General features: G+C 73.0%; 10 protein-coding genes and 1 rRNA gene. 8 read left to right on the forward strand and 3 right to left on the reverse strand.

The features are described from left to right. Together rrf and ACH4E7_RS34070 are read left to right on the forward strand one after the other, a co-directional pair. Window positions 1-87 (forward strand): 5S ribosomal RNA (rrf, locus tag ACH4E7_RS34065); the annotation flags it as partial. Between the two features lie 209 nt (window positions 88-296). Then, window positions 297-2,405 (forward strand): phosphocholine-specific phospholipase C, encoded by a 2,109-nt coding sequence (locus tag ACH4E7_RS34070; RefSeq protein WP_396253019.1) that lies wholly within the window; start codon window positions 297-299, stop codon window positions 2,403-2,405. A gap of 88 nt (window positions 2,406-2,493) precedes the next feature. On the opposite strand, the gene ACH4E7_RS34075 is transcribed toward ACH4E7_RS34070, so the two are convergent. Further along, a complete protein-coding gene (locus tag ACH4E7_RS34075; RefSeq protein ID WP_396253020.1) occupies window positions 2,494-3,153 on the reverse strand; it encodes a hypothetical protein in 660 nt (219 codons plus the stop codon). A gap of 494 nt (window positions 3,154-3,647) precedes the next feature. Here ACH4E7_RS34075 and ACH4E7_RS34080 point away from each other — a divergent pair, with 494 nt between their 5' ends. After that, window positions 3,648-4,058 carry a PPOX class F420-dependent oxidoreductase gene (locus ACH4E7_RS34080; protein WP_396253021.1) on the forward strand — a complete coding sequence of 137 codons (411 nt, stop codon included), beginning with the start codon at window positions 3,648-3,650 and terminating at the stop codon, window positions 4,056-4,058. 277 nt (window positions 4,059-4,335) lie between these two features. Continuing rightward, the gene (locus tag ACH4E7_RS34085; RefSeq protein WP_396253022.1) at window positions 4,336-5,055 is read left to right on the forward strand and encodes a hypothetical protein; all 720 of its coding nucleotides are present in this window, start codon (window positions 4,336-4,338) and stop codon (window positions 5,053-5,055) included. A gap of 111 nt (window positions 5,056-5,166) precedes the next feature. On the opposite strand, the gene ACH4E7_RS34090 is transcribed toward ACH4E7_RS34085, so the two are convergent. After that, on the reverse strand, window positions 5,167-5,778 hold the full coding sequence (locus tag ACH4E7_RS34090; RefSeq protein WP_396253023.1) for a TIGR03086 family metal-binding protein: 612 nt from the start codon (window positions 5,776-5,778) through the stop codon (window positions 5,167-5,169). Window positions 5,779-5,916: 138 nt separating this feature from the next. Continuing rightward, window positions 5,917-7,515 (reverse strand): phytoene desaturase family protein, encoded by a 1,599-nt coding sequence (locus ACH4E7_RS34095; RefSeq protein ID WP_396253024.1) that lies wholly within the window; start codon window positions 7,513-7,515, stop codon window positions 5,917-5,919. A 113-nt stretch (window positions 7,516-7,628) separates the two neighbouring features. Here ACH4E7_RS34095 and ACH4E7_RS34100 point away from each other — a divergent pair, with 113 nt between their 5' ends. From ACH4E7_RS34100 to ACH4E7_RS34115, 4 genes are all read left to right on the forward strand, one after another. Then, window positions 7,629-8,024, forward strand: coding sequence for a hypothetical protein (locus tag ACH4E7_RS34100; protein WP_396253025.1), 396 nt, complete (start codon window positions 7,629-7,631; stop codon window positions 8,022-8,024). Then, window positions 8,025-10,538 (forward strand): DUF4132 domain-containing protein, encoded by a 2,514-nt coding sequence (locus ACH4E7_RS34105; RefSeq protein WP_396253026.1) that lies wholly within the window; start codon window positions 8,025-8,027, stop codon window positions 10,536-10,538. 175 nt (window positions 10,539-10,713) lie between these two features. Further along, entirely contained in the window at window positions 10,714-12,126 is a 1,413-nt protein-coding gene (locus ACH4E7_RS34110; protein WP_396253027.1) for a hypothetical protein, read from the forward strand. Between the two features lie 192 nt (window positions 12,127-12,318). Further along, window positions 12,319-13,752, forward strand: coding sequence for a DUF2079 domain-containing protein (locus tag ACH4E7_RS34115; RefSeq protein WP_396253028.1), 1,434 nt, complete (start codon window positions 12,319-12,321; stop codon window positions 13,750-13,752). Window positions 13,753-13,811 lie beyond the last annotated feature (59 nt).

Here is a 13,811-nt window from a genome sequence, read left to right on the forward strand (position 1 = left end):
GGTTACATTCCGAACCCGGAAGCTAAGCCTCACAGCGCCGATGGTACTGCAGGGGGGACCCTGTGGGAGAGTAGGACGCCGCCGAACAATTCTTCTGAAAAGGCCCACCCAGCTTATCGGGTGGGCCTTTTCGCGTTCACCGGCCGGGGTCGGCGGTCAGGGCCTCGGCGGGCTCCCAGTCGGGCGGCCGCAGCGGGAGGTTGACTGGACAACAGTTGGCCGAAAGCTCATGCGGCGTTCAGTGGAAGACTGTGGCCTGCTCGGACCCATGCATTCACGACTGGGAAGGACATCACGTGGCCTCCATCGACAGGCGCCGACTCCTCCAGCTGGGCGGCGCGTCCGTGGCCGCTGCGGGCCTCGGGGCGTTCCTGCCCGCGATCAGCAAGGCTCTGGCGTTGCCCGCGATCAGCAGGGCCCGTTCGATCGAGGACGTCGAACACATCGTCATCCTGATGCAGGAGAATCGTTCCTTCGACCATTACTTCGGCACCCTCCGCGGTGTGCGCGGGTTCGACGACCCGCGGCCCACGCTGCTGCCCGACGGCCGGCCGAACTGGCACCAGCCTGCCGCCGCCGTGAAGACCGGCCGCTACCACGACCGCGGCCTGCCGGCCTCCGAGCAGGAGGTGCTGCCCTGGTACATCGACCCCCGGAACACCACCGAGTACCAGGCCGGTACGGATCACGGGTGGAGCAGCGGCCACCTCGCCTGGAACGAGGGGCGCCACGACCAGTGGGTGAACCAGAAGCAGGACGTCATGACGATGGGTCACCTCAAGCGTCAGGATCTGCAGTACCACTTCGCCCTGGCCGACGCTTTCACCGTCTGCGACTCGTACTTCTGCTCCGTCCACGCCGACACCGCCCCCAACCGCATCCACCTCTGGACCGGCACCAGCGACCCGCGCAACGTGTACGGCCGCAAGCCCAACGGCCCCGGCCTGTGGGAGCGCAACGGCACCAACGGCTACACCTGGACGACGTACCCCGAGCGCCTGGAGGCGGCGGGCGTCAGCTGGAAGCTGTACCAGGGCGGCTCAGGCGAGCCGGGCACCCCCACGGACAACTACACCGACAACCCGCTGATGTTCTTCCAGCGGTACCAGGTCGCCGAGGGCGCGTCGGGTCCGCTCGTGGACAAGGGTGCCACCGACCACACGCTCAAGGAGTTCCGGGCCGACGTCGAGCAGGGCCGGCTGCCCCAGGTGTCGTGGATCGTGCCGCCGTACCAGTACAGCGAGCACCCCTCGGCCACGCCGACCGACGGCGCGTACTACATCAACCTCGTGCTGGACGCGCTCACGTCCAACCCCGAGGTCTGGGGCAAGACCGTCTTCCTCATCAACTACGACGAGAACGACGGCCTGTTCGACCACGTCGTCCCGCCGATGCCGCCGGTCGTCAGCCGTCCGGGCGGCCCGGGCATGGTCTCGTCCGACCTGGAGGCGAGCCTCGGCGACGAGCTGCTGGACCTCGCCAAGTACCCGGGCGAGATGGGCCCGTTGGTCCCCGGCGCCGACCCGGGCGGGCTGCAGCCGATCGGCCTCGGCCCGCGCGTGCCGCTGCTGGTCATCTCCCCGTGGTCGCGCGGCGGTTGGGTGTGCTCGGAGACCTTCGACCACACCTCCGTGCTGCGGTTCCTGGAGACCCGGTTCGGCGTCGAGGAGCCCAACATCAGCGCCTGGCGCCGATCGGTCTGCGGCGACCTCACCTCGGCGCTGGACTTCTCCGGCACGGACGGGCGGAAGGTCTCGATCCCGGTCCCGGCGCCGATCGCCTCCCGGGGCAAGCCCTACCAGGTGCCGCTGCCCCAGCGGATGCCCACCCAGGAACCGGGCACCCGTCCGGCCCGGGCCCTCCCGTACGACCTGCGGGTCAACGAGGAGGAGACCGACACCGAGGGGCAGTTCCTGCTCGAACTGGACAACCAGGGCTCGGCGGGCGCGTGGCTCTACGTCTACGACCGGACGGCGCCGACGGTGGCTCCTCGCCGCTACACGGTCTCGGCCGGTGACACCCTCGGTGACCACTGGCCGCTGACCGGTGGCGGCTACCACCTCGTCGCCCACGGACCGAACGGCTCGGTGCAGGAGTTCGAGGGCAAGGCCCGGGGCGAGCTGGTCGCACGCTTCGATCCGTCGAAGGCCCAGGTGCGCGTCACCGTCTCCAACAACGGGTCGGCGGCCCGGACGGTGACCGCCGAGAATGCCTACGCGAAGGGCTCGAAGCAGAGCCGCGTCATCCACCCCGGCGACGAGGCCCGGTTCGCCTTCGACCTGCGCGCCGAGAGCCGCTGGTACGACGTCACCGTCGCGGCCGCGGACGGACCGACCTTCCGCCGCCGTTGGGCCGGACACCTGGAGAACGGCCGCCCGGGCACCAGCGACCCCGGCCCGCGCTGACCGCTCCCGCCCCCGGCCGCACACCGGTACCGTGCGGCCGGGGGCGACGGCGCACCCGCGGCCCAAGCCTCAGGGCAGTGGTCTGCGGTCAGCCGGTCGGCTGCCAGGGGCGACCCGGGACCCACAGCGGGACGGGGCCGCCGCGCGGCATGGCGCGCGCCGCGTCCTCCTCCAGCCACCCGTCCACCCGCGCCGGATCGCCCTCGCTCAGCTCCACCAGGGCGGCCGCGGCGATGCGGGCGCAGCACAGGACGAGGGCGAGGGTGTCCTGGCGGCGGTGCCGCTCCCGGATGTAGGCCTCGCCCCGCTCCTCGATGTGCTTGCCGTGGGACGGTCCGTCCCCGCCGGCCAATGTCTGGACGCCGTGCCACACCAGGGCCAGCGCGCAGGGTTCGGCCGGGTGCGTCACATCCTCCCGGTGTGCCTGCTCGCGGGCCTCGGCCGATCGCCGCCCGAGCCACTCCAGGGCCGTCGGCCCGTCCTCCCCGCAGGAGCGGAGGAGAAGTTCGGCGGCCTGTTCCGCGACGGACCGCAGGACCGCCGAGGCCGACACCCGCAGGCCGGGCGCGGGGGCGTCGCCGAAGGACAGCCACGCGTCGGCGAACGAGGCCGCGCGCAGCCCGCCCACCCAGGCCGGGGCCTCGCCGGGCGCGCCGAGCCAGTCCCGGGTCCCCAGCCGGACCAGTCCCACCGCGACCAGGCGCGCCGCGTCCCCGTCCAGGCCGAGCAGCCGTCCACTCCGCACCACGCACCCCCACCAGCGCTCGTCACCCTGTCGGGCACATCCCACCACACCGGGATGCGAACGAACTAGACAGGGTCACGTCACGAATCGGGACCGATGCGGTGCCGGCCGCCGAACGACCCCCGCGCCGGGCGACCCGGCCTCTGCCACCGGTATCACCCGGCCGACCCCGACCCCGGTCCCTGTGCGTCCGAGGGGGCTCGGCCGCCCCGGACACCCGGAGCCTGCCGGTCGGCTCGACCGTGACGGGCCGCTGCCCGACATCGAGGGCGCCGTGATCCGCCCGACTGACGCCCGGCCCCGCGACGGACCGGGTAACTGCCGGGTCGGCTCAGGCACCTGCCTCCCCGAGAGCTCCGGCCGACACGAACCATCCCGGCCGCACCTCGACCAGCGGGTGGTTGATCCCGCGGACTGCGGAGCCGAGTCCCGTCTGACTGGCGGACAGACCTCAGCAGCCTTGACCTCAACCGGGCTTGAGCTTCTAGCGTCGGCGCATGATCTTCACCGAGACAGAGTGCGAGTACCTCGCCGCCCAGTCATTGGCCCGACTGGCCACCACCGGTCCCGACGGCGGTCCGCAGGTCCGCCCGGTGGGCTTCCGGCTCAACGGCGACGGCACCATCGACATCGGCGGGCCCGCCATGGCCCGCAGCCGGAAGTACCGCAACGTGCAGGCGCGTCCCGATGTCTCCGTGCTGGTGGACGACCTGGCTCCGGCCGACGACCCGGTCGCGGGCGGATGGGGGCGCGGCGTCGAGATCAGGGGCTGGGCCGAGGTGCTGACCGTCGACGTGCCGCCCGTGGCACCCGACCATTTCAGCAGGGACATCATCCGCGTCCACCCGCGGCGGGTGATCACCTGGAACCTGGAGTCACGGGGGGCCACCGCCCGCGCCGTCGAGTGACGCGGGGGCGGTCGGCGTGGCGGCCGGACCGCGCCGGAGGCCATCGATGCGGCCATCGCCACCCGGCGGGCGCCCCAGTGGGACCGGTCACCAGTCGGCCGAGGCCGGTCGCCAGCCGTGCGGCGGGTTTCGGACAAGCCGGCCGCCCGTCCCGGCTTTCATGGAATTTCCATCAAATTCTCACCCGATCTCCGCGTAGGGTGGCTCCCGCTCCCGTTGCCGAACCCCCGGCGGCGGGAGTCTTGCCGGTCTCCAACTCGACTGGAGTGGATGGAACATGATGGTTCGTCAACTGTGGAAGCGTGCCAAGCGCGCGACGGCCGTGGTCACCGGCCGGGGGATCGGGGCCGCCGCGGCGGCGTTCGCGCTGGTCGCGGCCGTCGTCCTGGGCGGTACGGTCTCCGGGATGTCCGTGGCGGAGGCCAAGCCCGCGTGGGGCTTCTCGGGCAAGTGGGCGTGCTCCGGGCAGCCGGTCGCGGCCGGGTGGGTCATCACGGACCACGACGGCAAGGGCTGCGGCGGCTGGGGCTCCTGGTACCAGCAGCCGGCGAAGGACGGGATCTGGACCTGCTCGGGCTCCCCGGTGGTGGCCGGCTACGTGATCACCGACCACATGACCTCCGGCTGCGGGGGCATCGGCTCGTGGCGCCACAACCTCGTCCATGACGGCATATGGACCTGTTCCGGTTCGCCGGTCGTGCCCGGGTACGTCATCAGCAACCACTTCCGGGCCGGGTGCGGCGGCATCGGCAGCTGGCAGCACAGCCTCCCGCACGACGGGATCTGGACCTGCTCGGGCTCCCCGGTGGTGGCCGGCTACGTGATCACCGGACACACCACCTGGGGCTGCGACGGCGCCGGTTCCTGGCGTCACAACACCGCCCGCGCGGGCCTGTGGGCCTGCCCGGGCTCGCCGGTCCCGCCCGGCTTCCGCTCCACCAGCTACAACGCCGGCGCCTGCGACGGCCTCGGCGGCTGGCAGCTGGCCCGCGCCTGACGGCCCGGCGGCTCCGCCCCCGCCCCCGTCCCCGCGCCCGGGTCACGCCCGGCGTGCGGGGACGGTCGGCCGAACGACCTCACCTGGGTTCGCTCTCACCTGGGTTCGGCCTCAGATGCGTTCGGCGGACCAGTGCGGGTCGCGGCCGGTGAGGGCCAGCAGCCGGTCCTGGGCGTCGGCGCCGGGGACGGTCATGAGCGGGGGGTCGAACAGGCCGGTGTCGGCCAGGTTGCGGTAGCCCTCGAACTCGGCGAGCGCGTACCGGGCGGCGCCCGGCGGCATCCGGCCGCTCTCGCCGAGCGCCCGGGCGAGGTCCCAGCAGTGGACGACGGTCTCGGCGGTCAGTTCGCGGGCGTACCCGCCGACGTCGCGCAGCCCGTACGGCAGGTGAACCAGGCGGTCGGGGGCGCCGGGCTGGTGGAGGGCGCGCACCGCGGTGTCGGCGGCCATCGCCCACACGCCGACGGGGTTGCGTCCCAGGACGTCGCCCGCGAAGCGGTGGCCGATCGCCTCGAAGGTGTAGCCGGCCACCGCATGGCAGACCCAGAGGTGTTGCGCGGCCACATGGTTCACCAGGGCGCGGACGTCCCAGTCGCGGCAGGGTGTGGGTGCCGTCCAGCGGTCCTCGGGGACGGCTCGCAGCAGGCGGGTCACCTCCGCCGCGGCGGCGATGTAGCGTTCACGGACCTCGGCGTGGAACCCGGGTGGGTGTGGACATTCCATCGGAGGGCCTCCCTCCTGCCCCGCTCACTCTCAGTAAACCGCTACTGGGAGTGACCTGCCAGGTTTACGGTGGCCGGGCCCAGTATGGGCCGGACGGCCATCAGGCGATTGCCGTGGGTGACCGTCCGCCGAGTCCTGTCAGCGGGCCGGGTCCTCCAGGACGGCCCGCGCCGCGTTGTGCCCGGGGATGCCGCTGACCCCGCCGCCCCGGACGGCTCCCGCGCCGCACAGCAGGACGTTCGGGTGGGCCGTGGCCACGCCCCAGCGGGCGGCGGCGCTGCCGGCGTCCTCGGCGCGGAACGGGCCGGACTCGGCGGCGAACGGGAAGGACAGGTCGCGGTGGAAGATGTGGCCGCCCGGCAGGCCGATCTCCCGTTCCAGCTCCGGCGGTGTCCTGGCCTCGACGCAGGGCCGGCCCTCGGAGTCCGTGGCCAGGCAGTCGGCGATCGGCTCCGCCAGCACCGCGTCCAGCTGCGCCAGGCAGGCGGCCAGGGCGCGTTCCTTGGCCGCCGGGTCGCCGAACAGCCGGGCGGGCATGTGCAGGCCGAACAGGGTCAGCGTCTGGAGCCCCTGCCGGACGGCCTCCGGGCCCAGGATCGACGGGTCGGTCAGGGTGTGGCAGTAGATCTCGGACGGCGGCGCCGAGGGCATCCGGCCGGCCAGTGCCTCGGTGTACGCGGTCTCCAACTGGCCGTAGCCCTCGGCGATGTGGAAGGTGCCGGCGAAGGCCTCGCGCGGGTCGGCGGCGGTGTCCCGCAGACGCGGCAGGCGGCGCAGCACCATGTTGACCTTCAGTTGGGCGCCCTCCGGCGCGGGCCCCGGGTCCTCGCCCAGCAGCCGGGCCAGGGCGGCCGGCGCGGCGTTCACCAGGACCCGGCGTGCCGCCGCCGTCGCCTCGCCGTCGCGGTGCCGGTACGACACCTCGGCGTCACCGCGGCCGTCGGTGGCGACGGCGGTGACCTCGCAGCCGGTCCGGATCTTCGCGCCGGCCGCCAGCGCCGCCTCGGCCAGTGCGCTCGTCACCGCGCCCATCCCGCCGACCGGGACGTCCCAGTCGCCCGTCCCGTTGCCGATCACGTGGTACAGGAAGCAGCGGTTCTGCCGCAGCGACGGGTCATGGGCGTGGGTGAAGGTGCCGATCAGCGCGTCCGTCAGGACCACGCCGCGTACCAGGTCATCGGCGAAGCCGCGCTCGATCGTCTCGCCGAGCGGCCGCTCGAACAGGTCCGTCCAGGCGGCTTCGTTCCCGACCCGGCGGTGCAGCTCGGCGCGGGTGGGCAGCGGTTCGGTGAGAGTCGGGAACACCCGCTCGGCGACCTGCGCGGTCATCCCGTAGAAGCGCTGCCAGGCCTGCCACTCCCGGTCGGCGCCGGTCAGTGCCCGGAACGACTCCCGGGTGCGGCCGGGGTCGGTGGCGTCCACCAGCAGGCCGGTGGGCTTCCCGTCCCGGACGGTGGGGGTGTACGAGGCGATCCGGCGCCGCCGCAGGTCCAGCCGCAGCCCGAGGTCCCGCACCACCTGCCGCGGCAGCAGGCTGACCAGGTAGGAGTAGCGCGACAGCCGGGCGTCCACACCGGGGAAGGCCTGGGCGGAGACCGCGGCCCCGCCGACCCGGGGCAGCCGTTCGAGGACCAGCACCCGCCGCCCGGCGCGGGCCAGGTAGGCGGCGGCGACCAGTCCGTTGTGCCCGCCGCCGACGATCACGGCGTCGTACCGGGAGGACGCGTGCGTGTTCATGCGGCCACGCTACGGCGTTTCGCGGGGGTGGGGAACAGCCCCGCACGGGGCGGCCGGCCGCCGGACCCGTCCCGCCGAGCCGGATGTCGGTGCCGCTGGCTAGGGTCTGCGCCATGGCGACAGTGACCTTCGTCGACGAGACGACATCGGGGCTGCGGTGGGATGCCTGGCGGCTGCCCGTCGACGAGGAGCGGTTGACGCTGCGCGAGCTGATCCGCCGCCGGGTGCTCCAGGAGGCGGCCGAGCACAACGCCCGCCGCCTCGAGGTGTTCCACGGCCTGGTGCAGCCGACCGAGGCCGAGCGGACCCTGAACGGGTACCGGCTGCGGGCACCGGACCACGCGATCGACCCCGAGCGGCAGTTCCTGAGCGCGGTCGAGGCGTTCGGCCGCAACGGGTTCCTGGTGCTCGTCGGCGACCGCCAGGTCGAGGAGCTGGACGCCGAGTTGGACCTGCGCACCGACACCGAGGTGTGCTTCCTGAAACTTGTTCCGCTGGTAGGTGGCTGAATGACAACGACCGAACTGCTCGACCCCGCCGTCGGGCGGCTGCTCGACGCGCTCGACACCGGGGACGTGGACGCGATCGGCAGCGCGCTGATGGAGGTCGACACCGCCGTCGGGGGCGACTGGTCCGCCGAGCGCGTGGTGCCCGTCCGCGAGCGGGTGCTGGAGCTGCACCGCAACACCCGGGGCGCGCTGGTGGCGAGTCTGGTGCGCTGGATGCTGATGCTCTGGCGGCCCGTGCTGACCGACAAGGCGGCACAGCAGCGCAGCGCGCTGATCCGGCTGGCCTCGATGGTCTCCCAGGGCTTTCCGCAGGGTCCGGCCCGCGAGCTCCGCGAGGACAGGCTCCACCTGATGGGCCGCCAGTGGCACCTCACCGAGCTGCACGAGGCCGAGCGACTGATCAGCGACGAGCTGGAGGCCGGCCGCCCGGTCGACGGTGCGGTGGTCGCCGCCGTGCGCCGGTCGGCGCTGATGGTCCGGCCCCACTACAGCCTCGTCATCGACCTCGCGGCCGCGCTGCCCGAGCCGCTGCTCAGCCCCGGCGAGGCCTGGGCCGACCAGGTCCTGGCCGCCCTTGACGAGCCTGGTTCCCCCGGGAGCACCGACCGGCCGTGGATGGACCTGGTCAAGCACGCGCTCCAGGCCAAGTCCCCGAAGCCGAACGCCCGTTGGGAACGGACCGGGCGCGCCCTGATCGACGCGGTCGGCCCCGAACGAGCCCGCGAGCGGATCGCCGAGTGGCTCTCGCTGGTCGGCCGCCCGCGCACCCTCGACCTGGTCGCGGACCCGGACGGCGAGGGAGCCGATCAGCTCGACCCGCACAACCTGGACGCGCTGCGCGGACTCGCCCTGCTGCTGGCCCTGACCCCGGCCCATCCCGACACCGCCCGGGTGCTGGCCCGGCTGGTCGAGTCCGCGCTGCGCAAGGCGCCGGGCATCGGCCCCCGGGCGCCCAAGGTGGCCAACGCCGCCGTGCATTGCCTCGCCCGTCTGGACGGCGAGGACGGTCTCGCCCAACTAGCCGTCCTCACCACCCGGGTGACGTACAAGGGCACCGTCAAGGAGCTGGACAAGGCGCTCCGGGACCGGGCCGCCGCACTCGGCCTCAGCCGGGCCGAGATCGAGGAACTCGCCGTCCCCTCCTACGGATTGACCGACATCGGCGGGCGCGTCGAGTGGTTCGGCGAGGCCCGGGTGGAGCTGGTGGTGGAGGGCTCCCGGGCCCGCCAGACCTGGTACAACGAGGTCGGCCGTGCGGTGAAGACGCCGCCCGCCGTCGTGCGCCGTGAACACGCCGATCAGCTCAAGGAGTTCAAGGCCTCGGTCAAGGACCTGGAGAAGATGCTGACCGCCCAGTCCGAGCGGCTGGACCGGCAGTTCCTGGCGCGGCGCAGCTGGCGGTACGGCCCCTGGCGGCAGCGCCTCGTGGACCACCCGCTGGTCGGCACTCTGGCCCGTCGGCTGATCTGGACCGTGGACGGTACGGCCTGCGCCTGGCTGGACGGCGCGCTGCGCACCGTGACCGGCGACGAACTCGCGCCTGCCGCGGACGCCTCGGTCGAGCTGTGGCACCCGGTCGCCTGCCCGCCCGAGAGCGTGCTCGCCTGGCGGGCCGTGCTGGAGGGCCACGGCGTCGTGCAGCCGTTCAAGCAGGCGCACCGGGAGGTGTACCTGCTCACCGCGGCCGAGGAGCACACCCGGGTGTACTCCAACCGCTTCGCTGCGCACGTCCTGCGCCAGCACCGGTTCCACGCCCTGGCCGCGGCCCGGGGCTGGCACAGCCAGCTGCAGCTCGCGGTGGACAACTCCTTCGCCGTCCCGAAGCGGCTGCTGCCGGAGTGGGGGCTGCGCGCCGAGTTCCGGGTGCACGGAATGGACGCCGACTGGGGGGAGAACTACGACCACCTGGGCACCGACCAGGTGCGGTTCTACCCGATCGACGCGCCGGAGAGCCTCACCCAGGCGGGCACCGGCCGCTACAGTCCGGTCAGGCGGGCCGGAGTGCAGGAGGCCGACCCGGTACCGCTCGCCGAGGTGCCGCCGCTGGTGCTGAGCGAGGTGCTGCGCGACGTCGACCTGTTCGTGGGCGTGACCAGCGTCGGTAACGACCCGACCTGGTCGGACGGCGGACCGGAGGGCCGGTACCGCGACTACTGGCAGTCGTACAGCTTCGGCGAGCTGTCGCAGAGCGCCCGCGAGCGCGGCGAGTTGCTGGCCCGGCTGCTGCCCCGGCTGGCGGTGGGGGACCGCTGCACGGTGGACGGCCGCTTCCTGGAGGTCCGCGGCGAGCTGCGGACGTACCGGATCCACCTGGGCTCGGGCAACATCCTGATGTCGCCGAACGACACCTACCTGTGCATCGTGCCCGGCTCCGACGGTCCGGCCGACGGGCAGCCGCAACTGCCCTTCGAGGGCGACCACATGATGGCGGTCATCCTCAGAAAGGCGCTGCTGCTGGCCCGTGACGGCGCCATCACCGACCCGACCATCACCAGTCAGATCGCCCCGTGCTGACCGCCTGAGAGGTCGGATGGAGCAGCCCCGCCGCCTGGACGATGAGCCGGACGGCGGGGCTCGGGGCGGGGGCTTCGGAAGCGGCAGTTGTGGGAATCCCGTCCGGGGGCCGGAGGCAACGGCGGTGCTGACGGCCCGCCACCCTCAACCCGTTTCCATCCGGAGGAGATCAGCCGTGTACGCACGTCCACGTCGCGCCACGCTCAGATCCCTGATAGCCGGCCTCTGCGCCGGGGTCACCGCCCTCGCCCTCGCGGTGGGACCGGCGCAGGCGGCGCCGGTCGACACCCGCAGCTCCGCCCAGTCGACCGGACATCAGAACCCCTCTGCCGGGCTGAGCGCGTCCTACGCGATCAGCACCCCGGTGAACATCTCGGCCTCGTGCGCGGGGCAGAACGCCGAGACCATCCAGGCCGTCGACCCGGCGGTGAACGCCGTGTACGACACCTGGATCGGCTGCAAGGGCATCGGATTCGCCGGCTCGCTGGACGGTGGGGCGACCTTCGGTGCGCCGGTCACGCTGCCGGGCAGCGTCGGACAGAAGGGCAGCCGCAGCTGGGACCCGGCGATCACCGTCGCGCCGGACGGCACGGTCTACGTGGCGTTCATGGTCTCCCGCTCCGGCCTGACCTACCCCGTCGTCGACGTCAGCACCGACCACGGCGCCAGCTTCAAGACCGCGGGAGCGATCACCCCGCCGGACGCCAACAACTGGGGCGACCGGGACTTCATCACCGCCGGCCCGGACGGCACGCTGTACCTGACCTGGGACTACGGGCCGAGCGCGGCGGCGGTGACGTTCATCTGCGCTCCGAGCGGCAGTTGCGCCTTCGCCACCGGCGACGTCAACGCGGTGATGCAGAAGTCCACCGACGGCGGCCGGACCTGGAGCCCGATGTCGCACATCAGCCCCGGCTACCCGAACAGCGGCGCCGACAGCGCGCCCGTCGTGGTCGAGCCGGACGGTTCGATCGACGTGCTCTACCAGGGCTACGTCGTGACCGACGTCCCCACCGACAACCTGACCGTCGCCTACACGTACGCGACCCGCTCCACCGACGGAGGCGCGACCTGGTCGCAGCCGGTGCGGATCGGCGCCGACGCCGGGACGATGAACAACGGCGAGTGGTGGATCGACGGCGCCGAGGCGCTCGGCCCGGACGGGACGCTGTACGCGACCTGGGACACCCAGGGCGCCACCACCGACACCGGATGGCTGTCGTACTCGCAGGACCACGGCGCGACCTGGTCCACCCCGGTACAGGTGCCCGCGGACACCCTGAACGCCCCGCACGTCATGCAGGTCGTCGCGGGACCGCCCGGGATCGCGTACGTCGGCTGGCTGTCGAGCAGCGACCCGCGCGGCTACGCCCAGTACCTGCGGACCTTCTCGACGACGAAGGGGTGGCTGTCCGCCCCGGTCCAGGTCTCGCAGAACTTCGGGACCGGCACGGTGTGGCCCGGTGACACCTTCGGGTTCTCCGCGATGACGCCCACCCGGCTGGTGCTGGCCTGGGGCAGTGCCGTCGCGCCCACGGCCTCGAACGACACCATCTGGGCCGCGACGGTCGGGGTGACCCTGCCGTAGCGCCCCTGACCCGACCTGCGGCGTGGTTGCCCGCGAACGCCTCTCGACGCGGGCAACCACGCCGTATTTCAAGCGAGTTACCGGATCAGGGGGCATGGCGAAGGCCCGGTCGGCGTCGGCGGACCGGGTTTGACGGCGGTTCGGAGTTCCACCACCCTTCCACTAATCGAATAGTGAAAGGGTACTTTGCCGATGCCTCTGGCCCTCTCCCCACTCCGTCCGTCCCGCCCGCCCCGACCGCTGCCGCGCGCGGTGCCCCTCCGGCGCCGACCGGCCGTGCTGGCCTGGGGCCTGGCGGCGGGGTTCGCCGCGCTGTACGCCTGCGTCGCCGTCAACCGGCACCGACGTGGCCTCACCAAGGCCTATGACCTGGGCATCTTCGAGCAGGCAGTGCGGGCGTACGCGCACGGGCAGGCGCCGATCGTGCCGCTCAAGGGGCCCGGCTACCACCTGCTCGGGGACCACTTCCACCCGCTGATCGCCGTGCTCGCCCCGGTCTACCGGGTCTTCCCGAGCGCGCTCACCCTCGTGGTCGCCCAGGCGCTGCTGATGGCGCTGGCCGTCGTCCCGCTCACCCGCTGGGCGCACGAGGTGGCCGGGCCGCGGGTGGCGCTGGTGATCGGCTGCGCCACCGGGGCCTCCTGGGGGATAGTCCGGGCGGTGGCCGACGACTTCCACGAGATCGCGTTCGCCGTCCCGCTGCTCGCCTTCGCCGCCACCGCGCTGGGGCGGCGCCGACCGCTGGCCGCCGCGCTCTGGTCGCTGCCGCTGCTGCTGGTCAAGGAGGACCTGGGGCTGACGGTGGCCGCCGTCGGACTGCTGATCGCCTGGCAGGCCCGGCGCCGCCGGGGCGGTGCGCTGCCCGGGCTCGCCCTCGCCGTCGTCGGTGCCGCCGCGACCGCGCTCACCCTGCTGGTCGTGCTGCCGTCGTTCAACCCGAGCGGGAGCTTCGACTACTGGCAGCAGCTGGACGGCGGTGCGAAGCCCTCGCTCTGGACGGTGCCCCTGCGGCTCGGGTGGCCGCCGCTCAAGTGGCTGCTGCTGTTCCTGCTCGCCGCCACCGGCGGCTTCCTCTGCCTGCGCTCGCCGCTGATCCTTCTCTGCGTACCCACCCTGGCCTGGCGGCTGTTGTCGACCAACCCGCACCACTGGGGCGTCAGTTACCACTACAGCGCGGTGCTGATGCCGATCGTGTTCGCCGCCCTGGTCGACGCGCTGCGCCGCTGCGACGCCCGCCGCGTCCGGCGCGGGCTCGGTGTCACGGTGCTGGTGGCGGCCGTGACGCTGCCGCTATACCCGCTGCACGAGGTGGTGATGCCCGAGGCCTGGAGCACCTCGCCCCGGCTCACCGAGACCCGGGCGGTGCTGCGCCTGATACCCGACGACGCCGCCGTGGCCGCCTCCAACCGGCTGGCGGCCCAGCTCACCGGCCGGGCCGAGGTCACCCTGGTGTGCCAGGTGCCGGCGGCGCCGACCCCGGAGTGGGTGGTGGTCGACCTGCGGGACCCGAGCGTGCGGTCCCCGTGCGCCACCGCCGACACCGCCCGAATGCTGGTGGCCTACCAGGACCTCGGCTACCGGCGGCTGGTCGACCAGGACGGCCTGTTGCTGCTGAAACGTCCCTGACCGCCCCCCGGGTTCAGTTTGACCCGCGCGCCACAGTGGGCCACCATTCCACTATTGAA

Origin of the sequence: Kitasatospora sp. NPDC018058 (genome assembly GCF_044327205.1) — a bacterium.
GTDB lineage: Bacteria > Actinomycetota > Actinomycetes > Streptomycetales > Streptomycetaceae > Kitasatospora.

Coding starts and splice junctions, on each gene's coding strand:
- ACH4E7_RS34115 (WP_396253028.1), top strand. CDS start 12,319: ATGCCTCTGGCCCTCTCCCCACTCCGTCCGTCCCGCCCGCCCCGACCG.
- ACH4E7_RS34090 (WP_396253023.1), bottom strand. CDS start 5,778: ATGGAATGTCCACACCCACCCGGGTTCCACGCCGAGGTCCGTGAACGC.
- ACH4E7_RS34105 (WP_396253026.1), top strand. CDS start 8,025: ATGACAACGACCGAACTGCTCGACCCCGCCGTCGGGCGGCTGCTCGAC.
- ACH4E7_RS34095 (WP_396253024.1), bottom strand. CDS start 7,515: ATGAACACGCACGCGTCCTCCCGGTACGACGCCGTGATCGTCGGCGGC.
- ACH4E7_RS34100 (WP_396253025.1), top strand. CDS start 7,629: ATGGCGACAGTGACCTTCGTCGACGAGACGACATCGGGGCTGCGGTGG.
- ACH4E7_RS34080 (WP_396253021.1), top strand. CDS start 3,648: ATGATCTTCACCGAGACAGAGTGCGAGTACCTCGCCGCCCAGTCATTG.
- ACH4E7_RS34085 (WP_396253022.1), top strand. CDS start 4,336: ATGATGGTTCGTCAACTGTGGAAGCGTGCCAAGCGCGCGACGGCCGTG.